22 protein-coding genes and 2 pseudogenes are annotated in these 25,575 nt (G+C 72.4%); 11 read left to right on the top strand and 13 right to left on the bottom strand.

The window, feature by feature from the left end; genetic code table 11:
* Positions 1-74 precede the first annotated feature (74 nt).
* Positions 75-551 carry a rhodanese-like domain-containing protein gene (locus tag OG286_RS33535; protein ID WP_396321066.1) on the bottom strand — a complete coding sequence of 159 codons (477 nt, stop codon included), beginning with the start codon at positions 549-551 and terminating at the stop codon, positions 75-77.
* 135 nt (positions 552-686) lie between these two features.
* Positions 687-1,247, bottom strand: coding sequence for a hypothetical protein (locus OG286_RS33530; RefSeq protein ID WP_405358929.1), 561 nt, complete (start codon positions 1,245-1,247; stop codon positions 687-689).
* 432 nt (positions 1,248-1,679) lie between these two features.
* Here OG286_RS33530 and OG286_RS33525 point away from each other — a divergent pair, with 432 nt between their 5' ends.
* Positions 1,680-2,993, top strand: a complete 1,314-nt coding sequence (locus OG286_RS33525) for a cytochrome P450 (protein WP_405358931.1) — start codon at positions 1,680-1,682, stop codon at positions 2,991-2,993.
* Positions 2,994-3,057: 64 nt separating this feature from the next.
* Here the strand turns inward: OG286_RS33525 and OG286_RS33520 are convergent.
* Both OG286_RS33520 and OG286_RS33515 read right to left on the bottom strand, forming a co-directional pair.
* A pseudogene (locus OG286_RS33520) lies at positions 3,058-3,263 on the bottom strand (coagulation factor 5/8 type domain-containing protein); the annotation flags it as partial.
* 199 nt (positions 3,264-3,462) lie between these two features.
* Positions 3,463-3,960 carry a MarR family winged helix-turn-helix transcriptional regulator gene (locus OG286_RS33515; protein WP_405358933.1) on the bottom strand — a complete coding sequence of 166 codons (498 nt, stop codon included), beginning with the start codon at positions 3,958-3,960 and terminating at the stop codon, positions 3,463-3,465.
* A gap of 111 nt (positions 3,961-4,071) precedes the next feature.
* Between OG286_RS33515 and OG286_RS33510 the strand changes: the two genes are divergently transcribed.
* Positions 4,072-4,947, top strand: a complete 876-nt coding sequence (locus OG286_RS33510; protein ID WP_405358935.1) for an NAD(P)H-binding protein — start codon at positions 4,072-4,074, stop codon at positions 4,945-4,947.
* 34 nt (positions 4,948-4,981) lie between these two features.
* Positions 4,982-5,395, top strand: coding sequence for a MarR family winged helix-turn-helix transcriptional regulator (locus OG286_RS33505; RefSeq protein ID WP_405358937.1), 414 nt, complete (start codon positions 4,982-4,984; stop codon positions 5,393-5,395).
* Between the two features lie 85 nt (positions 5,396-5,480).
* Here OG286_RS33505 and OG286_RS33500 read toward each other — a convergent pair whose 3' ends face one another.
* Positions 5,481-7,049 carry an APC family permease gene (locus tag OG286_RS33500; RefSeq protein ID WP_396321059.1) on the bottom strand — a complete coding sequence of 523 codons (1,569 nt, stop codon included), beginning with the start codon at positions 7,047-7,049 and terminating at the stop codon, positions 5,481-5,483.
* A 363-nt stretch (positions 7,050-7,412) separates the two neighbouring features.
* On the opposite strand from OG286_RS33500, the pseudogene OG286_RS33495 reads away from it, so the two are divergent.
* From OG286_RS33495 to OG286_RS33465, 7 genes and pseudogenes are all read left to right on the top strand, one after another.
* Positions 7,413-7,679: pseudogene (locus tag OG286_RS33495) on the top strand (muconolactone Delta-isomerase family protein); the annotation flags it as partial.
* A gap of 33 nt (positions 7,680-7,712) precedes the next feature.
* Positions 7,713-8,072, top strand: a complete 360-nt coding sequence (locus tag OG286_RS33490; protein ID WP_396321296.1) for an SgcJ/EcaC family oxidoreductase — start codon at positions 7,713-7,715, stop codon at positions 8,070-8,072.
* A gap of 75 nt (positions 8,073-8,147) precedes the next feature.
* The gene (locus OG286_RS33485; protein WP_396321058.1) at positions 8,148-8,654 is read left to right on the top strand and encodes a carboxymuconolactone decarboxylase family protein; all 507 of its coding nucleotides are present in this window, start codon (positions 8,148-8,150) and stop codon (positions 8,652-8,654) included.
* A gap of 225 nt (positions 8,655-8,879) precedes the next feature.
* Positions 8,880-9,989: a serine hydrolase domain-containing protein gene (locus OG286_RS33480; RefSeq protein ID WP_405358940.1), complete on the top strand. Its 1,110-nt coding sequence runs from the start codon at positions 8,880-8,882 to the stop codon at positions 9,987-9,989.
* 100 nt (positions 9,990-10,089) lie between these two features.
* Positions 10,090-10,692, top strand: coding sequence for a TetR/AcrR family transcriptional regulator (locus tag OG286_RS33475; RefSeq protein WP_405365979.1), 603 nt, complete (start codon positions 10,090-10,092; stop codon positions 10,690-10,692).
* Positions 10,693-10,730: 38 nt separating this feature from the next.
* Positions 10,731-11,309, top strand: coding sequence for a dihydrofolate reductase family protein (locus tag OG286_RS33470; RefSeq protein ID WP_405358944.1), 579 nt, complete (start codon positions 10,731-10,733; stop codon positions 11,307-11,309).
* 330 nt (positions 11,310-11,639) lie between these two features.
* Positions 11,640-12,413 (top strand): MerR family transcriptional regulator, encoded by a 774-nt coding sequence (locus OG286_RS33465; protein WP_396321054.1) that lies wholly within the window; start codon positions 11,640-11,642, stop codon positions 12,411-12,413.
* Positions 12,414-12,445: 32 nt separating this feature from the next.
* Here the strand turns inward: OG286_RS33465 and OG286_RS33460 are convergent, their stop codons facing one another.
* Complete coding sequence (locus OG286_RS33460; RefSeq protein ID WP_405358946.1) at positions 12,446-12,949, bottom strand: ATP-binding protein; 504 nt, start codon at positions 12,947-12,949, stop codon at positions 12,446-12,448.
* A gap of 202 nt (positions 12,950-13,151) precedes the next feature.
* Between OG286_RS33460 and OG286_RS33455 the strand changes: the two genes are divergently transcribed.
* On the top strand, positions 13,152-14,420 hold the full coding sequence (locus OG286_RS33455; protein WP_405358948.1) for a transcriptional regulator: 1,269 nt from the start codon (positions 13,152-13,154) through the stop codon (positions 14,418-14,420).
* On the opposite strand, the gene OG286_RS33450 is transcribed toward OG286_RS33455, so the two are convergent.
* From OG286_RS33450 to OG286_RS33420, 7 genes are all read right to left on the bottom strand, one after another.
* Positions 14,401-15,060 (bottom strand): HAD family hydrolase, encoded by a 660-nt coding sequence (locus OG286_RS33450; RefSeq protein ID WP_405358950.1) that lies wholly within the window; start codon positions 15,058-15,060, stop codon positions 14,401-14,403. The genes OG286_RS33455 and OG286_RS33450 overlap by 20 nt on opposite strands.
* Positions 15,061-15,515: 455 nt before the next feature.
* A complete protein-coding gene (locus tag OG286_RS33445; protein WP_405358952.1) occupies positions 15,516-17,765 on the bottom strand; it encodes a pyridoxal-phosphate dependent enzyme in 2,250 nt (749 codons plus the stop codon).
* Complete coding sequence (locus OG286_RS33440; RefSeq protein ID WP_396321049.1) at positions 17,762-18,715, bottom strand: kinase; 954 nt, start codon at positions 18,713-18,715, stop codon at positions 17,762-17,764. The genes OG286_RS33445 and OG286_RS33440 overlap by 4 nt, the downstream gene beginning before the upstream one ends.
* Positions 18,712-20,211, bottom strand: coding sequence for an argininosuccinate lyase (locus OG286_RS33435; RefSeq protein WP_396321048.1), 1,500 nt, complete (start codon positions 20,209-20,211; stop codon positions 18,712-18,714). Before OG286_RS33435 ends, OG286_RS33440 begins: the two co-directional genes overlap by 4 nt.
* On the bottom strand, positions 20,208-21,515 hold the full coding sequence (locus tag OG286_RS33430) for a phosphotransferase enzyme family protein (RefSeq protein ID WP_405358955.1): 1,308 nt from the start codon (positions 21,513-21,515) through the stop codon (positions 20,208-20,210). The genes OG286_RS33435 and OG286_RS33430 overlap by 4 nt, the downstream gene beginning before the upstream one ends.
* Before the next feature lie 45 nt (positions 21,516-21,560).
* Complete coding sequence (ahcY, locus tag OG286_RS33425) at positions 21,561-22,997, bottom strand: adenosylhomocysteinase (RefSeq protein ID WP_396321046.1); 1,437 nt, start codon at positions 22,995-22,997, stop codon at positions 21,561-21,563.
* A gap of 1 nt (position 22,998) precedes the next feature.
* Complete coding sequence (locus OG286_RS33420; RefSeq protein WP_396321045.1) at positions 22,999-25,536, bottom strand: lantibiotic dehydratase; 2,538 nt, start codon at positions 25,534-25,536, stop codon at positions 22,999-23,001.
* Positions 25,537-25,575: the final 39 nt, after the last annotated feature.

Raw genomic sequence — 25,575 nt, 5'->3', positions numbered from 1 at the left:
CAGGTAAGGGCGGCCGGCCGGAAGGTCAGACGGGCCGCCAGGTCAACAGGGCCGCCAGGTCGGCAGCCGCCACGTCAGCAGGCGCAGGAGATTCCCGAGCGGGGCGCGGTGAGGTCGTCGACGGGCCGCTGCCCGGTGCCGTGGTCGGTGTCGTAGGCGAAGCCCTCGCGGGCCCAGTACTCGAAGCCGCCGAGCATCTCCTTGACCGCGTAGCCGAGCCGGGCGAAGGCGAGGGCGGCCCGGGTGGCGCCGTTGCAGCCGGGGCCCCAGCAGTACGTGACCACGGTCGTGCCGGGGGCGATCAGCCGCGGCGCGAGTTCGGCGATCCGCGCGGTGGGGATGTGCACGGCCCCGGGGATGCGGCCCTGCGCCCAGGCGGTGTCGCTGCGGGAGTCGACCACCACCACGCCGGGGACGCCCGCGGCCAGGTCGGCGTGCACGTCGGAGACGTCGGCCTCGAAGGACAGCCGGGCGAGGTAGTGGGCGGCGGCGACGGCGGGGTCGGCGGCGGGGACGCCGAGAACGGCGCTGGTGGTCGTCCGGCTGGTCATCGGGGTACTCCTCGGCTCGGGCGCGGGCGAAGTCCCACCGGGGCGAACCCGCCCCGGGGCCCGCCCTGTTCGGCGGTGGTTCGATCCTCGCCGGTCCGGACCGGACCCCGCGAGCGGCGCGATCGCCCACAACCGTCAAGATCCCGCCAGCCCGACGGCGGCCGGCCGGGCCCGCAGCCCCCGCAACTCGTGACGGGCGAGGGTGGGGAGCGCGGCGGCGTCGTCCAGCAGCGGGGCGAGCAGCACGACGGCGGCCTGCGGGTCGTGCGCGCAGAGGTGGCAGTCGGCGATCCGGATGGTGAAGAGCACCCAGGTGGTGGGGAGTTGACCGGAGCCCAGGAGCCGGAGCGCGGTCTCGGCGGCGTCGACGGCCCGCAGCGCGAGCCGGGGGTCGTCGACGGCCGCGGCGGCGTCGCGCAGGGTGGCGGCGCCGGACTCGACCCGCAGCCGCATCGAGGCGATGGTGAGCCAGGGTGCGTCGGGCTCGTCGGACTCACCGATGTGGTCGAGGTGGAGCCGGGCGCGGGCGATGTGCCGGACGGTCGCGCGGACGTCGCCGGCCAGGGCGTGTGCGCGGGCCTGGCCGACCTGGGACATCTCCCCGGCCCAGTGCCGGCGGGGTGCGGCGCGGGCGATCTCGCGGACGTAGCCGAGGGCGGCGGCCGGGTCGCCGTCGAGACGGGCCAGGGTGCTCATGTCGCTGAGTGCGGCGACCTGGGTGGCCGGGTCGTCGGCCAGTTCGGACCAGCGAGCGCCCGGTCGAAGCAGGCCATCGCGGTGGCGTTGCGGTGCCGAGCGCCGCCCGCTCGCCGGTGAGCGGGTAGGGGGCGCCGATGGTGCGGACGGCGAGCAGCCGGGCCAGCACGACCACGGACGGCCGGCGCGCCGTCCGCCGGGCCCGCCGGTGGGCGAGCAGCGGTGAGGGGCCGGGGCGGCCTCGCCGAACGGTACCCGTTCGCACACGTCGTGGCTGTCCGCCGCCCGGGTGGCATTGCCCCACCCCGCCCCCCGACCGGAGCAGCGGTGCGTCCCGGGACGCGGCCTGACCGGCGACCATGCGTTGACGTACAGTCAGGTGCGCGCAGCACCCGTCCGAGTGGTCGGTCCATTCGCCAGAGGAGACCCCCCGTGGCCACGGAAGCCCACCCCGCCCCCGTCCCGCCGCCCACCACCGGCCTGGCCCCGCCCGTCCCCGAGTTGGCGCCCGAGGCCGTCGCGCAGTGGCGGGACGAGCGGGCCGACCTGGTCGAGCTGCTGGCCCGCGCGCACCGGCAGCTGGGCGGTGTCGCCGCGTTCCGGCTCGGACCGGAGCCGACCGTCGTGGTCACCGACCCGGAGGCCGTCCAGCACGTGCTCGGCCGCCACCCCGACCGCTACGTGAAGCGCTCGCACCGGGCCCGGATGCTGGCCGGCGAGGGTGTCCTCTCCGCGACCGGCGACGCCTGGAGGCGCCAACGGCGCATGCTGCAGTCGCAGTTCACCGGCACCGGGATGCGCCGCTACGAGCAGCGGATCGCCGAGGCCGCCCGCCACGCCGCCGACCGCTGGGCCGGGTACGCGCGTACCGGGGAGCAGTTCGACGTGGGCGAGGAGATGCGGCACTTCGCGCTGGACACCATCTGGCGCGCCCTCACCGGCCGCCCGCTGGACGACCGGACCGACCGCGAACTCGCCTCCGTGGCCCGGGTGGTGGCCGCGCTGCCGACGCTGCCCGCGGACGGCGGCGACGCCCGGGACGCGGTCGCCGAGGACCTGACCCGGATCGACAGCGTCGCGCACGCCGCGATCGACGCCGCCCGCCGCGACCCGGACGGCGACGGCCTCCTGCGCGTGCTGCTGGACGCCGGCGAGGAGCGCCCCGAGTACACCGACACACTGATCCGGGACGAGCTGGTCACCCTGCTGGTGGCCGGGCACGAGACCACCGCCACCACGCTGACCTGGCTCTTCCTCCTCCTCGACCGCCACCCCGAGGCCCGCACCCGGGCGCTGGCGGCCGGCCCCGAGGGCTCGCCCGAGCGGCGGGAGGCGATCCAGGCGCTGGTCAGCGAGACGCTCCGGCTCTACCCGTCCGCCTGGATCCTCCCCCGGCACGCCACCGAGGCCGACACCCTGGCCGGCCACCGCATCGAGGCCGGCACCGACCTGCTGGTCTCCCCCTACCTCACCCACCGCGACCCGACGCTCTGGCCCGACCCCGAGCGCTTCGACCCCGCCCGCTTCACCACCCCCGGCGCCCGCCCGGCGCACCTCGGCGCCTACTACCCCTTCGGCCTCGGCGCCCGCGCCTGCCTGGGCACCCAGTTCGCCGTGCGCGAGACCACGGCCGTGCTGGAGCTCCTACTGCCGGCGTACGCGCCGCGCTTCCTGAGCGTCCCCGCCGGCGCCGCCTACAGCATCACCGTCCGCCCGGACGGGCCGACCCCTGCGGTGCTGACCTGAGCAGAGCCCCGGCCGTCCCCGTCCACCGTGGTCGCCTTCCCCTGACCCCGGTCCGTGACACCGCCCCGGCCGTGCCCACCCGGATGCCGTTGACCACGTGCTCGAACCGGCCGTTGCCGCCCAGGGAGACCACCAGCAGGTCGTGGAACCTCACCCCCGGCCGGACGGGGGCCTCGAAGCCGTGGTCCATCCGGATGGTCGGGTCACGTTGAAGTAGCAGTAGCTGCCGAGGCCCCAGCCCTCGTGGGTGGTCACGGTGTCGTCGACCTTGCACACGGTGCCGTCGGACAACACGGCGTAGGTGGTCAGCCCGAGGCCGGTCCCTACCCCGTCCACGTCGACCACGCCACCCAGCGCCGCACGGTGAAGACCAGCGGCCGGCGCTACGCAGGACTCATCGCCGCCCACCGAGGGCGGTGAGTCCCGGCCGCCCCGGCCCCCGGCCCTGCCCCGCCGGGTCCCGGGCGGCTCAGCGACCGGCGTCCCGGCCGCCCGGGGCCCGGTGGCGCAGGCCCTCCTGGGCGGCGACGTACTTGAGCATGAGCCGGGCGAACTCCAGGCGCTCCCGCTCGGTCCACCCGTCGGTGACCTGCTCGAAGGCGGCGCGCTGGTGCCGGCGGAAGCGGGCCATCAGCTCCCGGCCGGCGGGGCTGAGGTGGAGGACGGTGCGGCGGCCGTCCTGCTGGGAGGCGGCGCGGATCAGGTAGCCGGCGGTGATGGAGTCGGTCACCATGCGGCTGGCCACCGACGGGTCGACGCCGAGGTACTCGGCCACCCCGCCGACGGTGACCTCACGGGCCTCGTCCTGCTCGGCCTCCAGGACGATGTTCAGCACCAGGGTGCGGCTGAGGTCCTTCTGGGAGATCGGGTTCTCGACCTCCAGGAGGGAGGAGCGCCGCAGCTTCCCGAACGCGGGGCCGACGGCGTCGAGCAGTTCGTCGGCCGTCTTCGGTTCGTGCTTCGTCATGCCCCCATCGTATCCGGATGGATGACCCGTCGAAGACATGTGTTGACATGAAATTGCATGCATGTCAGCATGCATATGTCTACAGCACTGAACGAACCAAGTGGAGCCCCCATGACCGTCCTCATCACCGGCGCCCGCGGCAAGGTCGGCCAGGCCGTCCTCGACCGCCTGCACGCCGCCGGCCACACCGTCCGCGCCGCCAGCGCCAACCCCGCCGACCTGACCGTCCCGGCCGGCGTCGAGGTCGCCGAACTCGCCCTCGACCGGCCCGACACCTTCTCCTCCGCCCTGCGCGACGTCCGCCAGGTCTTCCTCTACCCGCAGCCCGCCGGCATCCACGAGCTGATCGAGGCCGCCGAGGCCGCCGGCGTCGAGCACGTCGTGCTGCTCTCCTCGTCCTCCGTCCTCGGCCCCGACGCCGAGAACGACCCGCTGGCGAGCCACAGCCTCGAGGTCGAGCGCGCCCTCGCCGGCTCCGGCCTCACCTGCACCTTCCTGCGCCCGGACGCCTTCGCCAGCAACTCCCTCGGCTGGGCCAGGTTCATCGGCAACGCGATGCCCGTCCAGCTCGCCTACCCCGACGCGCACATCGCGCCCATCCACCCCGAGGACATCGCCGACATCGCCGTCGCCGCCCTGACCGGCGCCTCCCCCGCCGACGGCTCCCTGGCCGGCGACCCCCTCACCGGCCGCGCCGTCACCCTCACCGGCGCCGAGTCACTCACCTTCCGCGAGCAGCTCGCCGTCCTCGCCGACACCCTCGGCCGCGAGATCCCGGTCGAGCGGATCACCCGCGCCGAGGCGGAGCAGCAGATGGGCCGCCACATGCCCGCCCCGATGGTCTCCTCGCTGCTCGACCTCTGGCAGGCCGCCGACCACGGGCCCGCCGCCATCGCCGACACCACCGAGACCCTCCTCGGCCGCCCCGCCCGCACCTACCGCCAGTGGGCGCGCGAGAACGCCGCGGCCTTCACCGCCGCGCACTGAACCGACCCGCCCCGGCCCCGTCAGGAGCAAGCGCATGAAGCCCATCGGCTACTGGCTCAACCGCACCGACCAGGCCCTCACCGGCCACATGAACGCCATGCTGGCCGAGTTCGGCCTCACCCGGCTCGCCTGGCAGGTCCTCAACGTCGTCGAGGACGACCCGCAGGCCACCGATGCCGACGTCCTCACCGTGCTCGCCGCCAACGCCGGCGCCGACGCCCTGACCGCCGCCGTCGAACAGGTCCTCGCCGACGGCTGGGCGGCCCGCCCGGAACCGGCCCGGATCGCCCTGACCGCCGACGGCCGCGCCCGCCTCACCGAGGTCGCCGCACGCGTCGACGCCTTCCGCACCCGCTCGACGGCCGGCATCTCCCCGGAGGAGTACCGCACCGCCGTCACCGTCCTGGAGCGGATGACCCACAACCTGGACACCGGGGCGCAGCGGTAGGGCGGCCGGCGCTGCCTGCGGTAGGCCGGCGCTTCGGGGTGCGTCGGCGCTGCGCGGTTGTGCGGCGCTGTACGGCGCTCCGGCCCTACGGTGCGTCGGCCGGGTCGGCGGCGCTCACCGGGACGTCGGGGTGGCGGAACCAGGAGCCCTGGACGGCCCACTGGACGAGCATCAGCACGGCGCCCAGCACCAGGGCACCGATGCCGATGACGGTCACGCCGCCGGTGTTCCCGATCAGCGGCAGATCGATCGAGGTCGCGCCGTAGTCAGGGTCCGCGTAGACGTCGAAGGCCCCGTAGCAGAAGAAGTAGAGCAGCATCACGCCGCCGAGGAACGGGAAGATCCCCTTGAGGACGAAGTCCTTGACGCTCCTGGTCAGGACCCGCCGGTAGTACCAGACGCAGGCGAACCCGGTCAGGCCGTAGTAGAAGGCGATGCCGAGCCCCACCGAGGCGATGGAGTCGGCCAGTACGTTGCCGCTGATCGCGGTCAGCAGGACGTAGAAGGCGATCGACGCCAGGCCCATGCCCACGGTCGACCAGGTCGGGGTGAGGTGGCGGGGGTGCACGCGGCCGAACTGCTCCGGGATGGCCTTGTGCGTGGCCATCGAGAACGTGGTGCGGGCCGTGGGCAGGATGGTGGTCTGGGTGGAGGCGGCGGCGGAGGTCAGCACCATGAAGATCAGCAGCTTGCTGAGGAACCCGCCGAACCCCGCCGTCCCGAAGACCGCATCACCGAGGCCGGACAGCACGTCGCCGGAGTTTTCCTCGTTGCCCAGCCCGATGCCCTCCGTGCCGACGCCGGCGAACGCCAGCGCCGAGGTGGACACCAGGGTGTAGATGAGCAGGAGCAGCACCGTGGAGATGACCGCCGCACGCCCGGGCGTGCGCTTCGCGTCGGCGGTCTCCTCGTTCACCGAGACGGCCGTGTCCCAGCCCCAGTAGATGAACACCGCGGCGAGCATGCCGGCGGTGAACGCACCGGTCGAGGCCACGTTGAACGGGTTGAACCAGGAGGCGCTGACATGGGTCGCCGTGGCGGGCGCACTGCTGCCGTAGGACTTGACCAGGGCGGTGATCGACAGCACGACCAGCATCACCACCTCCACGGAGAGCAGCCAGCGCTGCAGGGCCGCGGAGAGCTCGATGCCCACGTAGCAGATCGCCGTCATCACGATGATCCAGACGACGCCCGCGATCGAGGTCCACAGGGTGCTGTCGGCCAGCGAGTCCAGGCCGACCAACCGGAACCCGTAGACGCCGGCGATCTGGGCCAGGTTGGCCATGACGATGATGTCGGCGATGACGATGCCCCAGCCGCCCATCCACCCGGTCCGCGGCCCGAAGGCCCGGGCTGCCCAGGTGAAGGTGGTGCCGCAGTCCGGGTCGGAGGCGTTGAGCTCCTTGTAGGCGTAGGCGATCAGCAGCATCGGGACGAACGCCAGGATGGTGATGATCGGGGCCTGGAGCCCCACGCCGACCACGATGATGCCGAGCGTCGCGGCAAGGCTGTAGGCGGGGGCTGTCGAGGCCAGGCCGATGGCCACCGAGGAGACCAGACCGAGCGCACCGGTCTTGAGCCCCTTCTCGCCCGCGCCCGAGCCGGTCGCACCAGGCGCGACCGGCGGGGCCGGGCTGTTGGAGGAGTGCGCCACCGATCCCACCTCCTCCCCCTGACGCAACCCGGGGAGCCGGATGCAGTCATGGGGCCGAGACGATTCCCGATGCAACCGACGATACTGCCGGCGACGCCCACGGGCTCACCCAGCACACTGCGTGAGCCGGCGCGGCAGCCCGTAGTCGCACCGCCCGGCCCCGGACGGTGACGGCCGGCGGCCGCCCCACGCCGACGGTTCGGCGCCCCGGAGCCGATCGAGACCGTCCGCCGGACCGGCTGCCGACTGCACAGGCCCGGTTGACGAGCTCGCCCCACGCCGCCCCGCAGTGAGCGGCGCGCCGTTCCGGCTCCGTTCGCCGGGGCCGCCGATACTCCGAGTCACACGAACGAAAGGATCCCCATGGAGTTCCTGGTCGACATGGTGACCACCGTCCCCGACGGCACATCGGCGGAGGCGGTGACGGACATCCGGGCCCGGGAGGCCGCCCGGGCAGGCGAACTGGCCGACCAGGGAAGTCTGTTGCGGCTCTGGCGGCCTCCCCTGGCACCCGGCGAGTGGCGCACGTGGGGGCTGTTCAGCGCACCCGACGCGGAGCGTCTGGAGCAGGTACTCGCGTCGATGCCGCTGCGGGTGTGGCGGCACGACACCGTCACCCCGTTGGCGCCGCACCCGAACGACCCTCGGCGCGAGAGGGACCCGATGAGCGACGAAGCCGTCCTGCGCGAGGTGCTGGACGCCTGGGAAGCCGCAGTCGACGCGCACGAGCCCGAGCAGGTCGCGGCCTGTTTCAGCGAGGACGCGATCTTCCAGGGTCTGCACCCGTACAGCGTCGGACGGCCGGGCATCGCCGAGTACTACGACTCCCAGCCCCTCGGGATGACGGCCGCCTACCGCATCCTGGAAACCCGCCGGCTCGCCCCCGACCTCCTCCTCGGGTACCTGAGCGTCGACTTCGCCTTCACCGACCGCCCCACTCTCACCGTCCATCTCAGCACCCTGCTACGCCGCTCCACCGACGGCTGGTCCATCGCCCACTACCAGGTGTCACACATTCCGTGACCGCCGCCGTCACAATCCATCGCAGCGATCCGTCGGACCGGTGACAGCAACGTGAAACCCGAGAGGAACACGGCGATGGAAACCCGTTCGATCACCACCGAGATCCCGATGCGCCCGCGGCAGGAGCAGGACCCCGTCCAGCTCGTGCCCGAGCTGGCCGAGGTCTCGGCGGCCCTGTTCAAGGCCACCGGCAACGGCTCGGTGCCGCGCACCACGATCAGCCTGGTCCAGCTGCGGGCCGGCCAGATCGCCGGTAGCACCTACCTGACCGTCCTGCACACCGGTTTCCTCCGCAAGGCCGGGGAGACGGAGGAGCGGATCACCTCGGTGTCGTCCTGGCAGGACTCGCCGTACTTCACCGGCCCCGAGCGCGCAGCCCTGGCCCTGGTGGAGGCCGTCCTCCAGCCGTCGGCACACGGTGAGCGGGTGTCCGACGAGCTGTACGCGCAGGTCGCCGAGCACTACGACCCGACGGCGCTGACCACCCTGACCGTCGCCATCGGCCAGGTCAACTTCTTCACCGCCATCGCCCTCATCGCCAAGCCGGTCCCCGGCCGGTCGTTCACCGACCCCTGGGCGTGACGCACACCGCGAACTCCGCCGGCCCGCCGAGCAACCTGCTCGGCGGGCCGGCCGGCCACGTCTGTCGCCGGCCGGCGGCGGTCACGGCGCCTCCCACCGCTCACGCCGAAGGCCCCTCCCGAAGGCTGTGATCCGGAGCACGGTTGAGGTTGACCCTGGGTCAGGGTGAAAGCTCGTCGCAACGGCCCGACGCCGAGTCGGGCACGACAGATGCGAGGGAGCACCATGTCCATCACCTCTTCCGACCACGGCCAGGATCGTCCGGAGCTGCAGCGGGCGATCGAGGAGATCGTCGAGTCCGGCTTCGTCGGGGTACAGCTGCGGGTGAACGACGAGCGGGGCGAGTGGGTCGGCAGCGCCGGGGCGCGCGAGCTGGGCGGGAGCGCCGAGCCGCTGACCGACGGTCACTTCCGCACCGGCAGCACCACCAAGAACTTCATCGCGACCTCGGTGCTCATGCTGGTGGCCGAGGGCAGGATCGGCCTGGACACCCCGGCCGACGACTACCTGCCCGGGTTCGGGCTCGACCGTCGGATCACCGTGCGGATGCTGCTGCAGCACACCAGCGGGATCTTCAACCACACCGGCGAGCTCCACGAGGACGGGACGTTCACGCCGGGGGTTCCCTGGCGGGGCGAGGAGTGGGTGGACAACCGGTTCAAGACCTACCTGCCCGAGGAGCTGGTACGGCTGTCGCTGTCCAAGCCGGCGCGCTTCGCGCCGGGGGCGGGCTGGAGCTACGCCAACACCAACTACGTGCTGGCCCGGCTGGTGGTCGAGAAGGCCACCGGCCGCTCGTTCGCCGAGGAGCTGCAGCGGCTGGTCCTGGGGCCGCTGGGGATGACCGGCACCGTGGCACCGGGCACCTCGCCGGAGGTCCCCGAGCCGCACCACCGCAGCTACTACCGCTACGAGGACGCCGGGCAGGAGAGGACGATCGACGTCACCCGCCACAACCCCTCCTGGGTCGGGGGCGGTGGTGACATGATCTCCACCACCAAGGACCTGCACACGTACTTCTCCGCGCTGATGGGCGGCAGGCTCCTGCCGGCCGAGCTGCTGGCCGAGATGCGCACGCCGGAGGCGACGATCGGCTACGGCCTGGGCGTGTTCGCGCAGGACACGGGCCCCGGCGGCACCGTCTTCCACCACAACGGTGCCACCATCGGCTCGGCATCGCTGATGTACGGCACCGCCGACGGCAGCACGACCCTCACCGCCGGGCTGAACTACGTGGACGACGCCGACGTGTCCATAGCGGCAGCGTTCCAGAACGCCCAACGGCGGCTCGTCGACGAGGTGTTCTGCGGCGGGCAGGCCGGGCCGGCCTGGTAGTGCCTCGTCAGCCCCGCCCCGACAGAGCACCACTGGCTGATGGCTTGACATGCGTACACCTCCCCACTTCAATAAATGAACAGACATTTATTAATCGGAGGTGCAGACGGTGGCAGGGCGCCCGAGAGGTATCGATGACGCGGCGATCTTGCGCGCAGCGGTGGACGTGATGGGCCGCACGGGTCCGGCAAAGCTGACACTGGCCCTGCTGGCGCGGGAGGTCGGGTTGGTGCCGGGCACGTTGGTGCAGCGGTTCGGGTCCAAGCGCGGTCTGCTGCTGGCGCTGGCCGCGCACACGGCGAACGATGCCAACGCGCTGTACGAGGGCGTTCGCGCCGAACACGACTCCCCGCTGGCGGCGCTGACGGCACTGGTCACCGGCACCTGGGCGCCGGCCACCAGCCCCGAGGCGTTCACCAACCATCTCGCTTTCCTGTGCGCGGATCTGGATGACCCGCAGTTCCGTGACTGCGCACTCTCCTCCCAGCAGACGCAGTCCCACTGGATCGGCGAGCTGCTGGATCACGCCAAGGACGCGCGCGAACTGCGGCCGGACACGGACACCACCACCCTGGCCGCGACGGTGCACACCACGACGATGGGCGTCGCCGTGCTCTGGGCGGTCGACCGACAGGGCGCCCTCGCCGAACGGCAGCGCGCCGCCCTGGACGCCGTTCTCGCCCCCCACCGCCTCACCCGATGACCTCCGTTCCCTCTTCTTCGGCAAGGAGCCAGGCCCTCATGACTGCAAGCACCACTCCCGAAGCCCCTGAGCGCGCCTTCCGCACCCTGGTCTACATCGGCACAAGCCTGGACGGGTTCATCGCCCGCCCGGATGGCGACATCGACTGGCTCAACGAACGCGGCGCGCAAGCCGGTGACATGGGGTACGAGGCGTTCATGGCCGACATCGACACATTGGTGATGGGCCGCCACACCTACGAGAAGATCCTCACCTTCGGCTTCTGGCCCTACGAAGGCAAGCGTGTGGCCGTCCTGAGCAGCCGGCTGACGACGCAGGACGCGAATGTCACCGTCCACCGCAGCCTGGACGCACTCCTGAAAAGCCTGACCGCCGAGGGCGCGAAGAACGTGTACGTGGACGGCGGACAGATGGTCCAGACGTTCCTGCGCGAAGGCATCCTCGACGAACTCATCATCACCACCGCCCCGGTACTCCTGGGCGCGGGCATTCCCCTGTTCGGCCACCTGGACCACGACATCGACCTCACCCACCGCGAGACCCGCGCTCTCGGCGCCGGCTTCGTGCAGACGACCTACGCCGTCGACAAGGGGCCTACAGCCGCAAACCGGGGCTGAGACCGGAGCACCCGCGGGCAGCCGCGAAGCCCGGTCCGCGACTGGCTCCAGCGAACTCGTGGAGCGAGTCGACGTATTCCTGCGATGCGACTTGGTCCGCTGTCCGAGCGGATGGACAACAACCGAAGAGCTTCGGTGCGCTGGAGGCAACCTACGACAAGCGTGTCCACGGCCTCCTCGGCGTGAGCCACGGCAGCCGCGCTGGTCATCTGGCTCCGCTCGTGATCGACCGGACAGAACCTGGCCAGCGGACTGAGTACCCGTCATGCGGCAGACAGGAGGAGCCCCGGGGCCGCGCCGAGCTCGAACACAAGGCAGGCTGAGCGGACGATGAACGGAGTCACGATCGGGCAGGCGGCGGCATTCACCGGCGTCACGGTGAAGACGGTGCGGCACTACCATCGGCTCGGCCTGGTCAAGGAGCCGGACCGCGACAGCTCCGGCTACCGGCGCTACGGATCGGACCAGCTGCTTCGGCTGGTGCAGGTCCGGACGATGGCCGCCGCCGGCGTGCCGCTGGCCGAGATCGGGCCCCTCCTCGACGCCGAAGCCGAGCAGTTCACCGCCACCCTCGCCGACGTCGAACGGCGACTGACCGAGCGGATCGCAGAACTGACCGCGCGCCGCGACATGCTGCACCGGCTCGCCGAGGGCGACCGGGCCCTGCTGCCCGACCGCGCCTGCGCGATCCTGGACCGGATGCCCGGCCTCGGCTTCGGCCCCGACTACGTGGCCGCGCAACGCGAGGCCCTGGTGCTCGCCCGGGCACTGGTGCCGGAGGGCTTCGACGGCTTCCTCACCCAGCTCGAACACCGGCTCGACGACCCCGAGTCCGTCGAGCTGACCAAGCGGGGCTGGGAGGCCGAGACCTGGGATCCGGACGACCCGAGGATCGAAGAACTCGCGACCGCCATGGCCGACCACTACCTCGCCAACCCCGCACTGCTGGGCGATCCCACCAGCCTGCGGGCCTGGAGCAGGGCCTCCGCCCAGTACAAGCTGATCAACAACCACCGCGAGGACCAGGCGCCGGTCTCGGCCCGCCTGACCGCCCTCACCGAGGCCAAACTCCGCGCCGCCGGCTTCTCCATGCCGCATCGATGACGGGCGGCGTGGACCGGGCGGTCCCGGGCCCGTCACGCCACCGACCGCAGGGAGCGGAGGTCCTGCGCCGTGCCCCACCCATGCGTGGGGCACGGCGCCTCGCGGGATTCCAGGAATTCGAACCACACGACCTTGCCTGCCTGAGCCGGGCGCCAGCCCCAGGCGTCGGCCAGCGCCTCGACCAGGATCAGCCCACGTCCGCTCGTCGATTCCACGTCCGCTCCGCAACGTTCAAACGCGGGGCTGGGATCCGCCACCTCGACGCGCAGCCGCTCGCCCACCCGGCGAACGGTCACCGTGCAGCGGGCCTTCCCGTGCTCCATCGCATTCGCGATCACCTCGCTCGCACAGAGCTCCAACTCCTCCAGCGTTTCGCTGGAGAGCGGCACATCCCAGGCGCGGACGATCTCCACCAGCAACCTCCGAGCCGGCGGGACCGCCGCCCCGTCCAGCGGGACACCCCAGTCCAGAGGTACTGGAAAGCGAGCTGTCCTGAGCGGGCTGACGACAAGCCCCGCGTTTGCCACTTCAGACATGCGATCCCACAGTCAGTAGCCGTTCGACACCAGGCGGTGACGTAGGAAATCGTCGGCCCTGCGGCGGGGCATCCTGAACCCCCTCAATGGGACGTTCAAGAGCCTTTCAAGGGCCCTTTGTTATGTCCGATCCGAGCAAGAGTCCTGGAAATGTCCCTGCGAGCCCTATGGTTGATGCAGCATCGGCAGTTCGGAGGACATCATGCCCCGATCCATCGGCAACACCGCACTCAAAGCCGCCCGGCAGGCTCGCGGCCTGTCCAGCCAGCAAGCACTCGCAGCCGCACTACGCGATGCAGCCCGCCAACTCGGATTGGGGGAGATCGTCGTCAGCCGCAAGCAGATCGGGCGGTGGGAGTCTCCCAACCCGCCCTGGCCCCGGGATGATCACCAGCAGCTCCTCACGTACGTCCTCCGCCTGCCGATCGAGGAACTCGGATTCCGTGCGCCGTGGGACGACAGCACTCGGCCAGTCCCGGACAAGGTCGCGCCCACGAGCCGTCACCCCTCAACTCCCCCTGCACTGCCGAGGCCAGTGGCGGCGGCCGCGACACAGCCGACCACCGTAGGTGCGGACTTCGCGACGGTGACCGAAGCCCATCGACGGCTCTACTGGAGCGTTTCGCCTGCCACGTTGCATCAGGCGGTTGCCGAGCACGCCAACTTGGGCACGGCCTTGTTGGGCGAAACAGACGGGGTTGCCCGAAGGGTGCTGGCGTCCGCCCTCGCCGAGAGCCTCCTCCTGGCCGGCCGAATCCAGTTCTTCGACCTCCGCCAACCAGAGGCGGCCGATGCCACATTCGTACGCGCGTTGCAGGCAGCCGGGGAAGCTGACGACTCCCTACTAGGTGCTGCGGTCCTCGGGCACTCCGTATTCGTCCCGGGCTGGGCCGGGCGACGCGAGGACGCGGCCGAGCGGATGCGGGCTGCGCGGACGTACGCCAGACGGGGGTCTGCCTCATCGGAGGTGCTGGCGTGGCTCGACGCCGTCGAGGCCGAGTGCCTGACCCGCTGCGGCGACCATCGGCAGGCGCTCGACCTCCTCCGCCGGGCCGAGGAGGTCCTGAAAGCCGATGGCGAGCACCGCAGCCCGGATTGGTTCACCTGGTTCTCTGCCGCCCGCCTCGCCGCCTTCAAGGGCAACACCGAACTGGCCGCCGGACTCATCCCACAGGCCCGAACCACGCTGGAAGCGGTGCTCGCGGATCTGCCAGAGACCGACGGAAAGCAGAGAGTCGTCGTCCTCGGCGACCTCGCGGCTGTCGAGGCCGCCGCTGGACGGCCGGACCCGGCGTGTGCGCTGCTAGGACAGGCACTCAACCAGCTGAGCATTACCTGGTACGCCACCGGTATGGAGCGCATCCGTGAGGCCCGCCGGGCGCTTACTCCCTGGCAGGACTCGGACGCAGTCCAACGGATCGATGACCGCCTCTACTCCTGGTCCGCGACGCTCAGTTCGCTCCAGCGTTAGCCTTCGCAATCAGGTCCGGGAGCTCGGCAAGCAAGTCGATCCGGAAAGTCGCGCGATCGGCTTCGGGGTCGTGCTGTTGGATCCAGCCCCACGGCCCCCGGCGGATCAGCGCGGTCAGCATCCCTGCGCGGGCGGCGGGAAGCACGTCGTTGTCCAGGCGATCGCCGACGTAGAGGATCTGGTCGGGTTCGGCCGGTACCACTGCGGCGACCCGGTTGAAGAATGCCTGGTCCGGCTTGCTCGCGCCCCAGTCGTCGGACGTGCCGATCAGGTCGACGTCGTCGGTGAACAGCCGGCGAAGGATCGCCCCGGCCCGCACGGTCTGGTTACCCGCGATCGCCAGCCAGAGACCGTCCGCCCGAAGCCTGGCAAGGGTCGGACGAACGTCCGGGTACAGATCCTCCTCGCCGAACGTCTCGGGCCGGCCTGCCATCGCCCGCTTCTCGCGCTCCTCATACAGATCGAAGCCGGGCCGGAAAACCTGGAAGGTCTCGCGGTAGTCGCGCCCCTCGGCGATCACCGCGCCGAACTGCGCCACAAAGGTATGCCGAGGCACACCCAGCCAGTCCGCCCAGGTCCCGTACTCCCGGGTCTCGTCCACCAGGCACTCGCCGACATCGAACACCACTGCGCGAATCATGGCCGCAGCCTAGCGAGACGACCTGCCCGCCGCGCTCGGGCGAGCGCGGCGGGCCTCTTTCGGGGGTCCTCCGTGGCGGTGGTGGTTGTCGGGTTGAGCGGGGTCGCCGGGGTGTTCCAGCCCCTCGACCAGGGTGAGGCGTTGGGCGCGGGCGTGGTCGCGCCAGCGGACGAAGGCCACCCTGCGGAGTCCACAAGGACCTCCAGGCGACCCTCGCCCTGATCATCGCCGTCACGGTGCTCGCCCTGGCGCTGGGCTGGCACCTGGTGGCCTCGATCGGCGGCGGCCGGGCCGAGCACCAGTCCGAGGAACCCGACCACCGCCGCTTCGATCAGCAGCAGCACCGCTGCCGCCGTCAGTACCGCCCTGCGCATGCGCCTTCCCGTGTCCGCGAGAGCCCGAGGTTACTGACAAGTTGTCTTGCCCCGCCAGGGGTCGGCGCCGCTTTGCGGCGGTCAGACCACCAGCCGCACCGCCGCCGTGGCGGCGTCCAGCACGGGACCCACGGCCGCGGACTCGTCGGCGCGCACGATCACATGCCCGAGGCGGTCGTAGGCGCTGCGCGCCGGACGGACGGTGTCGCCCACCCGTCCGGTCACCCGCACCTGCGTCACCCCGGGGACGAGCGCCGCCTCCGCCTCACCCTGCACGGCCGTCAGCACACCCTCCCGGCCGGCCAGCAGGAACTGGATCCCCGCATACCCCTCCCGGCTCGGCTCAAGCTGCGGCCGCAGGCCGACCGCGGCCCGCAGCTGCTGCTCCAGCAGGTCGACGCCGGTGGCCAGCCGGACCAGCTCGGGGATCATGCCGCCGGCGAGCCGCGGGTTGATCTCGATGATCGCCGGCCCCTCGGCCGTCAGCCGCACCTCGGTGTGGGTCGGGCCCTCCTCGATGCCGCAGGCGGCCAGCGCGGCGGCCACGGCCGCCGTGAGCGCCCCGGCCGAGGCCTCGGGCAGCGCGGCGGGGAAGAGGTGGCGGTGCTCCACGAAGTACGGCGAGCCGCCGACCTGCTTGGCGGTGATGCCCACGCACGAGGCCCGTCCACCGCTGCTGAACATCTCCACGCTGAACTCGGGGGCGTCCACGAACTCCTCGACCAGCACCGTCCGGGCCGTCGGCATCCCGCGGACGTTGGTGTGGATCGCCAGGATCAGCTCCGCGTGCGCCCGCACCTGCTCCGCCGAGGTGCACAGCAGTACGTTGTTGGAGGCCGAGTCGTCGGCCGGCTTCACCACGCAGGGCAGCCCCACGGCCGCCACGGCATCGTCCGCCTCGGCCGCGTCCCGGACGATCGCGTACCGGGGCTGGCGCACACCCGCCCGGTCCAGCGCCTCGCGCAGCAGCGCCTTGTTGCGGCAGGCCGTGACCGCCCGTGCCGGGTTGCCGGGCAGCCCGAGCCAGTCGGCGATCTCCGCGACGGCCGGGACGTAGAAGTCGCTGGTCGTGGTGACACCGGCGATCTCCTCGCGGGCGAACCGCCCCTGGATCGCGTCCTGCAGCGCGTCGAGCACGTTGGTGTCGCAGCGCAGGATCTCGCAGCCGGTCTCCTCCAGGCCCGCGTAGCGCTCGGGAGCACCGGTCAGCAGCACCGGACGCAGGTCGAGCTCTGCGGCGGAGCGCAGCGCCATCATCCCGGTGCCGGTGGTGTTGGACTCGACGAACAGCAGGTAGCGGTCGCCGTCGACGGCGCTCTTGGCCATCGCCCGGGACCACGACCGCACCGGGGTCCCGTAGTCCACCGCAGTCGGCGCGGCCGCCGCCTCCAGCTCGCCCAGCCTCTTCGCGGCCCAGTACTCCGGGCTGTGCACCGTCTCGGCGTAGCGGTCGCCACGGTCGGGGAAGATCCCGACGATCCGGGCTCCCGGCTGCGCCCGGGCGGCCACGTCACCGAGCACCCGGTACACCGATCCGGCCGTGTTGCCGGCGAATATCTGCTGCTCCACGGCGAGTGCGGCGGCCGCCTCGAAGGCCTCCCGGTCGTTCAGCCAGTGCACCTCGTCGACCACCCGCCGGTCGAGATTCTTGGGGTGCAGGCTGTTGCCAAGCCCGCTCTGCAGCCGCTTCGGCTCGTCCGGCTGGTCGAACAACACACTGCCCACGCAGTCCACACCCACCACCCATAGGTCCGGCTGGCCGCGCCGCAGGGCGCGGGCCGAGCCGCACAGCGAGCCGCCGGAGCCGACGGCGCCGACCAGCACGTCGACCCGGCCCAGGTCCTCGCGGAGTTCCTCGGCCAATTGCCGGTAGGCGCCCGGGTTGTCGGGGTTGCTGTACTGCTGCGGCCAGAAGGCGCCGGGGAGTTCGCGCATCAGCTGGTCCAGCCGCTCCAGCCGGGCACCCTGCCAGCCCTGCTCGGACATCTCGGTGACGATGTGCAGGGAGCAGCCCAGCGCGCGCAGTTTGGCGAGGGTCACCGAGTCGATCCTCGGATCGGTGACGATGTGCACCTCGTGGTCCAGGGAGCGGCCGACCAGGGCGACCCCGAGGGCCATGGTGCCGGAGGAGCTCTCCACGATCGGCGCTCCGGGGCGGAGCACGCCGCGGCGGCGGGCGCTCAGGATGGTGTGCCGTGCCACCCGGTCCTTCATCGCGAACGGATTGGCCAACTCCAGCTTGGCGAACACCTCGACGCCGGGCGGAGCGTCCATCCGCAGGCGGACGAGCGGAGTGCGCCCGATCACCTCGTGCATGCTGTCGTAGATCACGGCTCTTCCCTCCCATCGGTGCCGGTGGACCACACGCCGCCGCGGCCGAGCGAGCGGAAGACCGCCGTCGTGCCGGGCAGTGGTGCGCACACCGCGCGTATGTACTCGGTCTTCCGGGCCAGTTCGGGGTCATCGGCGTCGAAGGCGACGCCGAGCATGGTGCCGCTGTGTGCGAGCACCAGGCCGACCCCGTCGGTCTCCTGGCAGGCGAGGCGCATCGGGGCGAGGTCCTGCCGGGCCCGCACCGCGGAGTTCAGCTCCGCGCTGCGGGTGGAGACCCGCCCGACGGTCGCCAGGTCACCGCCCGCGACGGCCTCCCCCAGTTGCTCCAGCAGCCTGGCGTACTCCGCCCGTTCGGCCGGGCCGTGCCGGAGCGGGATCCGATTGTGGCTCACCGTGTCCACCTGGCCGCCCTCGTCGTGCGCCACGATCGCAAACGCGGGCAGCCGGCCGAGGCGTTGGCGCAGCCGCACCTCCCGGTGGTGGAAGGCCACGACCTCGTCGTACATCACCCCGTCGGAGGGCTCTATCCCGCGCAGAAACTCCTCGATCTCGGCGGGGCCGAAGCCGACGCCGGCCGCCTCGGCCACCGCCCGGACGGTGGCCACCAGGTCGGCGGAGGAGCTGGCCAGGCCCTTGCCCTCGGCCAGCTCGCTCGCCAACTCCAGGACTCCTCCGCCGCGGTGGCCGACGGCGTCGAGCACCAGGCGGGCCACCGCCCGGGCCTTGTCCTTGCCGTCGGGCCGGACCAGGATCTCGCCGAGGTCCTCGCGGCGCTCGAATCTTGCCCGGCTCCAGCTGTCGATGGGCAGGGTGACCAGGAAGGCGCTGCCGTCCGGCAGCACGCCCTGCAGCAGTTCGCCGAAGGTGCCGAAGGCCGCGCCCGTCCCCACGGGCCCGCCCGGGCGGGCCGGGTGGAGAAGGGAGTCGCCCGGCAGCACCCGGCTCATCGGCCGATCCCCAGCAGGCCGTCCGTCTCCCGCAGACCGGCCGCCACTCGGTCCGCCCTGCTCGCCAACTCCTCCTCCAGACGCAGGTACTCGCCCCGCTGGGCGTCGAGCACGGCCAGCGTCGCGTCCGGGTGCGCGGAGCCGCTGGACGCCAGGCGGCGCAGCCCCGCGTCGACGTCCTGGATCGCTGTGAGCACCTTGGCCGGATCGGCGAGGGTGAAGCCGTGCTCGGCCGCGACCTTCCGCAGCAGATCCGCGTCGGGCCGGGCCGGCGGCAGGCCCGCCGCCATCGCGGCGACGATGTACGCCCCGGCCACCACCTGCGCCCGGCGCCAGGGCACGCTCTCGTCGACGGTCAGCGCGTTGGCGAGGCTGAAGCCGCCCAGGTACTCGCGCTCGCAGGCGGCCCGCATCCGGTCGGCCCGGAAGCCCAGCCGCTCGACGACCTCGGTGAACAGCCGCAGCACGCTGCGCAGCGTCCCGAAGGCGGTGGCCAGGTTGGCTCCGGCCTCCTTGCCGACCTCGACCAGGTTGGTGTACGGGGTGTTGCGCTGGCCGAGCACCGCGTCGAGGTGGTAGCTGGTCAGGTGCGCCGTGCGGCCCCGGATCCGCTCCAGCACCGGGAAGTTCTTCTTCTGCGGCATCGCGGAGGAGATGCCGCAGAGCTCGTCGGGCAGATCGATGAAGCCGAGGTCGCTGCTGCCCCAGGTGAGCAGGTCGGTGGTGAAGCGGCTGAGCGCGACGCCCAGCAGCCCTAGCTCGGCCGTCACCTCGGCGACCCAGCCGCGGGAGGCGACGGCGGTGAGTGCGACGGGCTGGGCCTGCCGGAAGCCCAGCAGCCGGGCCATCCGGTCGCGGTCCCAGGCGAGTTCCTGGCCGGCCATCGCCCCCGCCCCGAGCGGGCAGGCGTCGAGGCCGTCGTAGGTCGCGAGCAGCCGCCGCAGGGTGTGCAGCACCTGCTCCGAGACGGCGGCGAGGTAGTAGCCGGGGGTGATGATCTGCGCGGCCTGGAAGTGCGTGTAGCCGGGCATCGGCAGCTCGCGGGTGGACCCGGCCAGCCGGTGGACGGCCCGGCCGAAGGCCAGCAGCCGGTCGGCGGTGACGGCCAGTTCCTGCCGCCCGAACATCAGTTGGGCGCAGGCCTGGAGGTCGTTGCGGCTGCGGTCGACGTGCCAGGCCGGGACGGACTCGGCCAGCTCCTGCTCGACGTGCCGCTCCAGCGCGAAGCTGATGTCCGACATGTTGGCCGCCGGGTCCGCCACCAGCCGGTCGGCGGTGACGGTCTCCAGGGCCCGGCCCAGCCGGCTGGACTCGGCCGCGGTGAGCACGCCGAGCCGCTGGTACTCGACGGCCAGCACCTTCTCGATCGCCCGGTACCAGGGCAGCAGGTTGGCCAACTCGTACTGGAAGTGCGGGCCGAGCACCTCCTCGTGCCACATCGCACTGGGTCCGGCGTTGACGCGGCCGCTGAGCGGCGCGGGGGCATCCTGGCTCACTTCACGTCCTTTGCGAGAGTCCTGGCCCGCTCCACGAGCATCGCCAGGCGTTCATGGTCGACATCGCCGGTGCCGAAGACGACGCAGAGCATCGTCACGCCGTCCAGCCGGAGCACGGCCTCCACCGCACTGTCCACCTCGGGGAGCGGGGCGACCTTGCGGTAGCCGGCCAGCAGAGCCTCGATGTCCAGCCCGTTCTCGGGCAGTTCGGCGTTCTCGGCCACCCGGGCGAGCTCCAGGGCCGGGTGGCCGATCATCGCGCAGCCCCAGTCGAAGAGTCCGCCGACCTCGTCGCCCACGGCCGCCATGTTGCTGCCGCGGACATCGAGGTGGAGCAGCCGGGACTGCTCTGCGATCGGCTCAAGCAGCTCCAGCATCCGTTCCAGGGGCGGAAGTTCGGGCAGGTCGGCGACGCGCTCGGCCAGCCAGGTCCAGCGGGCGGTGACCCGGCGGGCGATGTTCACGTCGATCGGCCAGCCGTCGTGGTCGAGCGGGCGGATGCCGGGCGGCGGGGTCTCCTGGTGCAACCGGGCCAGCAGTGCGCCGATCCGGTCAGAGGCCGGCACCGTGCCCGCTCCGGGCAGGAAGCGGGAGGCCAGCACGGGGGCCGTCGCGGTCGGCACGACGGCCAGCGGCTCGGCCACCGGCAGCCCCCGGGCGTGCAGGTGGGCCGCGATGATCCGCTCCTGCTCCAGCGCCTGCCGGGTGGTGTAGGGCGGCCGGCCGGTGTAGTGGCTCACCGGCAGGCGCGGCACCCGCAGGGCGACCTCGCCCGCCTCTCTGCTCTGCGCCCGGAAGACGACGAACTCCAGACCCTCGCCCACCGGTTGGGGTCCGGAGAGCCCGAGCCGGTGCGCCGCCTCGGCGGCGATCTCCTCGACTGCCGCGTGCTCGCGCTCCGCGTCGCGCTGTGCGGTGGCGTCCCAGCGGCCGAACAGCGGCCGGATCCGGCCGAGTTCGTCCGCCGCCAGTACCTCGGGGTCGGCCGCGTACGCGTCGGCCAGCCAGGGGATCGACGCCACCGGGTTACCGGGGAGAGCGCCGTCGGCGCCCACCGCCTGCCGGACCGCCTGCGGGTCGAGGCCGGCGGCTCGTCCGGCCACGAGCAGCGGCACCCCCGGGTGCGCCACCCGCGCGGCGGCCGCCGCGCGGGCCATGCCCTCGGTCGGGGCGGGCTCGCCGGTGAGCAGGACCACGAGGTCCGGCCCCGAGGCGGCCCCCGCGTCGTGCCCGGCCGCGGCGAGCGCGGCTGCCACCCGGGGCACCGCCCCGTCGCCGTGGTGGTCGAGGAGTTGGATGTGCAAGGTTGCGTCCTGACGGTCCGTAGGATTCGGTGGCCCGGTCCGGGTTCAGTACCGGTAGTCGTCGCGCTTGTACGGGCCCTCCACCGGCACGCCCGCGTACTCGGCCTGACGTGGCGTCAGGACAGCGAGCTTGACGCCCAGCGCGTCGAGGTGAAGCCGGGCCACCTGCTCGTCCACGGCCCGGGGCAACAGGTGCACACCGATCGGGTACTCGCCGCGGTTCCCGGCGAGTTCCAGCAGGGCGAGCGCCTGGTTGGTGAACGAGGCCGACATGACGAAGGCCGGATGGCCGGTGGCGTTGCCGAAGTTGAGGTCGCGGCCGTCGGAGAGGACGAGCAGGGAACGGCCGTCGGGCCAGATCCACTCGTCGACCTGGGCCTTCAGCTCCCGCTTGCGCACGCCGGGGACCTGGGCCAGCCCGGCCACGTCGACCTCGACGTCGCTGTGGCCCATGTTGCCGAGGATGGCGAGGTGCTTCATCCGGGCCATGTGCTCGGGGCGGATCACCTCGCGGTTGGCGGCGGCCGTGATGAAGATGTCGCCGATCGGCGCGGCCTCCTCCAGGGTGGTCACCTGGTAGCCGTCGAGGGCGGCCTGTAGTGCACAGATCGGGTCGACCTCCACCACGATCACCCGGGCGCCGATCCCGGACAGCGCCGAGGCGCAGCCCTTGCCGACGTCGCCGTAGCCGACGACGACGCCGACCCGGCCGCTGATCAGCCGGTCGGTGGCCCGGTTCAGACCGTCGATGAGGGAGTGCCGGCAGCCGTAGATGTTGTCCAGCTTGGACTTGGTCACCGCGTCGTTGACGTTGATGCCGGGGAACATCAGCTCCCCGGAGTCGGCGAGGCGCCGCAGCGCGCGCACGCCGGTGGTGGTCTCCTCGGCGACGCCGCGCACACTCGCCGCGATGCCGGTCCAGCGGCCGCCGTCCTCGGCCATCGAGGCGGCGATGAACCGCAGCAGCGCGGCGCGCTCGGCGTCGTGGGCGGTGGCCGGGTCGGGCGCGGTTCCGTTCTTCTCGTGCTTCACCGACTCGTGCAGCAGCCGGGTGGCGTCGCCGCCGTCGTCCTGGATGAGGTCGGGGCCGCTGCCGTCGGGCCACTGGAGGGCCCGGGAGTGGGCCCACCAGTACTCGTCGAGGGTCATGTCCATCCAGGCGAAGACCGGGATGCCCTGCGGGTCGTCGGCGCTGCCCGCCGGGCCGGCCACGATGGCGGCGGCCGCGTGGTCCATGGTCGACAGCACGTTGCAGGTCGCCCAGCGGACGTCCGCGCCGAGCTCGATGAGGGTCTCGATCAGGACGGCGGTCTCGACGGTCATGCCGAGCGAGCCGGCTATCCGGACGCCCGCGAGCGGCTTGCTCGGGCCGTACTCCCGGCGGACGGCCATCAGGCCGGGCATCTCGTTCTCCGCGAGCCGGATGGCGATCCGGCCCTCCTCGGCCAGGCCGAGGTCGGCGACGCGGTGGTCGAAGGTCATGTCAGCTCTCCCTGATCGGCTCGGGAACGGTCGGCTCGGGAACGGTGGTGAAGACGGAGCAGCGCAGCTCGCTGGTGTAGCTCAGACCGTTGCGACGCAGCCACAGCTGGTCCGGGCCGGGCAGCATCTCGCTGAAGGTGGCCAGGCCGGTGTCGCCGTGGGCGAGGCGGAACATCTGCCGGACGAGCAGCGGCGCCTCGAAGTCCACGTACAGCGGCTTGGGTTCGGAGTCGAACTTGACGAACGCGTGCCGCGGCAGCCCGTGCCGGGCGCGCAGCTCGCAGGCGGCGAAGAACTCGGCCGCGTTGCCCTTGCGGCGGGAGCCGTCGGCGCCGAGGCCGGCCAGCTCGGCGACCGGGATCCGCCACAGCCGGCGCTGGAGGACGGTCCGGCCGGTGCGGATCCGCGGCATGTGGGCGTGGTGGTCGGCCTGGAGTAGCAGACCGCCGAGCCGCCGCGCGAAGGCGAACGGGGCGAGCGGGTCGAGCCTGATGCTGGGACCGCCCGACGGCGGGGCGAGCAGCCGCAGCCGGCCGGTCACGCCCTCCGCGTACAGGCCCAGCCGTCCGCCGCTGACCTTGAGGTACATCGCGGAGGGCTGGACGACCTGCTCGCGCGGGCGGCTGGAGCGGCCGAACACCTCGACGTCGACCATGTCGAGCGGCGCCCGGGAGGCCGTCTTGTCGGGGTGGACGCGGGCGAGGTCGCACAGCACCTCGTCCTCGTCGACCAGTTCGCGGTAGGCGGCGGTGACGTCCTCGGTGAAGCCGGCGTACTCCTCGGCCATCAGCGGCGCGAAGGAGGAGTGGCTGAGCAGCTCCCGGGTGCCGTGGCAGTCACCGACGATGGCGAGGTACTCGCCCCGGGCGAGCGCTTCGGTGTTCTCGGCGGCGAGCATCACATCGGGGTTGAGCAGGGCGGGCGGACCGTCGGGGCAGCGAGCCAGGAAGGCACGCAGCCGCTCGGGGGCGACCTCGATCTCGGCGATCGCCGGGTCGGCGTCGCCGAGCAGAAGGTCGGTCAACTCGGCGTCGAGTCCGTCCAGTTCGGCGTCGATCCGGTCGCACTCGCGGAGCAGGGCCGGGCGGTCCTCGAAGTAGGCGGCGTAGAACCGGTCCAGCGGGACGGCGGTGTCGCTGCCGAAGCGCTGCGCGGCCCAGCGGCTGAGCACCTCGCCCTCGCGCAGGATCCGCAGCCGGGGCACGGCCAGGGCCAGGGCGTAGACGGGTGCGAGCTCGTCCTCGATCAGCTCCGCGAGGTCGGCGCCGAGCCGCACGTCCCCGACCGGGCCGTGGCACTCCTCGTAGAAGACGCTGCGGTCCGCGTAGTGCAGGCCGGTGCCGCGGTTGGCGGCGCTGCCGGTGGTCTCGACGAAGGTGGACTTGAGCCGCTCGATCGCCGCGGGGCGGTCGGTCGGCTCGGCGACGGGGATCGCGGCGAGGTCGGCGGCCATCCGTTCGACGGCGGCGGCCTCGCCGACCTGCTCGCGCAACGCCTCCAGCGGCTCGGTGACGCCGACCGGCACCTCGAAGCGGGCGACCACGAGCTCCCGTTCGACCAGCGAGGTGAGCGCGGCGTCGACTCCGGCGCCGAGCTCCTCGCGCAGCCGGGCCAGCGTGGTGCTGCCGTCGCAGCGCCGGAAGACGGCGAGTTCCTCGGCGGAGAGGGCCACCGCCGGGCGGTCGCGGAACTGCCAGTCCGCGGAGAAGCCGTCCTCGGTGGTGAACTCATAGAGGGTGACGGCGCCTTCGCGCTCGAAGGCCCAGGGGCGGCGGCGCGGGCGCACCTGGCCGGCCAGGGCGGGGTCGCGGCTCAGCGCGCCGGCCAGCTTCTCGGCCGCCCAGGCCGCCAGGAAGACCCGCCGGCGCAGCGGCGCCTGCGCCCAGTCGACGCCGTGCAGGTCGCGGTCGAACCGGCCGACGCTGAGCGGGCCGAAGTGGGAGGCGGTCTCGTTCTTGGTGGTGACCCGCTGGAGGTAGCGGATCAGCAGGTCCGTCATCTTCCTGCCGCGCGGCCCGGCGACTCCCTCGGGACCGTCCAGCCACTCGGCGAACAGCTGGTAGCCGGCCTCGTTGGAGAGCAGCAGCGCATCACGCAGCAGCGGGTCGGTACGGAAGGCCTCGCGCAGCGTCGACTTGGCGGCCTTCAGGCGCTCCTCGTAGGCCTGCTCCCACTTCAGCCAGCTGTCGGCCAGCCCGGTGGCGGCCCGCTGGTAGGCGTGCAGGGTGCGCAGGTCCTCCGGTGCGAGCAACTCCTCCAGCAGGGCGAGCTGTTGGGCGGAGAGCGGGCGCTTGGTGGCGACGGCCGAGGAGCAGCCGCCGCTGTCCGCCGGGCGGGCCTGGCGGATCCGCTCCTTGAGTGCGGGTATCAGCCGGTCGAGCTCCCTGCGGGTGTCCGCCATCCGCCCGGCCTCGGCGACGGCGTCCGGCTCCGCGTACGGCTCCAGCAGTTCGAAGCCGAAGCCGGACTGGCGGAGCGCGAACGCGGGCAGCAGCCGCCAACTGTCGGCGGACCGGCCATGGTGCGGCCGTGTGCTCATCTGGGGCTTCTCCCTTGGTTCCTGGGGTGGTTCACGGTG

It is taken from the genome of Kitasatospora sp. NBC_00039, assembly GCF_045160625.1.
Lineage (GTDB): Bacteria > Actinomycetota > Actinomycetes > Streptomycetales > Streptomycetaceae > Kitasatospora.
Note: the sequence above shows the minus strand (reverse complement) of the source record. Positions and strands in the feature narration are given on the sequence as shown.

Bases quoted from the DNA above. Each gene is read 5' to 3' on its own strand.
- OG286_RS33485 (WP_396321058.1), top strand. From the start codon at position 8,148: ATGGAAACCCGTTCGATCACCACCGAGATCCCGATGCGCCCGCGGCAG.
- OG286_RS33490 (WP_396321296.1), top strand. From the start codon at position 7,713: ATGAGCGACGAAGCCGTCCTGCGCGAGGTGCTGGACGCCTGGGAAGCC.
- OG286_RS33420 (WP_396321045.1), bottom strand. From the start codon at position 25,536: ATGAGCACACGGCCGCACCATGGCCGGTCCGCCGACAGTTGGCGGCTG.
- OG286_RS33465 (WP_396321054.1), top strand. From the start codon at position 11,640: ATGAACGGAGTCACGATCGGGCAGGCGGCGGCATTCACCGGCGTCACG.
- OG286_RS33450 (WP_405358950.1), bottom strand. From the start codon at position 15,060: ATGATTCGCGCAGTGGTGTTCGATGTCGGCGAGTGCCTGGTGGACGAG.
- ahcY (WP_396321046.1), bottom strand. From the start codon at position 22,997: ATGACCTTCGACCACCGCGTCGCCGACCTCGGCCTGGCCGAGGAGGGC.
- OG286_RS33530 (WP_405358929.1), bottom strand. From the start codon at position 1,247: ATGAGCACCCTGGCCCGTCTCGACGGCGACCCGGCCGCCGCCCTCGGC.
- OG286_RS33480 (WP_405358940.1), top strand. From the start codon at position 8,880: ATGTCCATCACCTCTTCCGACCACGGCCAGGATCGTCCGGAGCTGCAG.
- OG286_RS33460 (WP_405358946.1), bottom strand. From the start codon at position 12,949: ATGTCTGAAGTGGCAAACGCGGGGCTTGTCGTCAGCCCGCTCAGGACA.
- OG286_RS33455 (WP_405358948.1), top strand. From the start codon at position 13,152: ATGCCCCGATCCATCGGCAACACCGCACTCAAAGCCGCCCGGCAGGCT.
- OG286_RS33470 (WP_405358944.1), top strand. From the start codon at position 10,731: ATGACTGCAAGCACCACTCCCGAAGCCCCTGAGCGCGCCTTCCGCACC.
- OG286_RS33535 (WP_396321066.1), bottom strand. From the start codon at position 551: ATGACCAGCCGGACGACCACCAGCGCCGTTCTCGGCGTCCCCGCCGCC.
- OG286_RS33440 (WP_396321049.1), bottom strand. From the start codon at position 18,715: ATGAGCCGGGTGCTGCCGGGCGACTCCCTTCTCCACCCGGCCCGCCCG.
- OG286_RS33505 (WP_405358937.1), top strand. From the start codon at position 4,982: ATGAAGCCCATCGGCTACTGGCTCAACCGCACCGACCAGGCCCTCACC.
- OG286_RS33515 (WP_405358933.1), bottom strand. From the start codon at position 3,960: ATGACGAAGCACGAACCGAAGACGGCCGACGAACTGCTCGACGCCGTC.
- OG286_RS33510 (WP_405358935.1), top strand. From the start codon at position 4,072: ATGACCGTCCTCATCACCGGCGCCCGCGGCAAGGTCGGCCAGGCCGTC.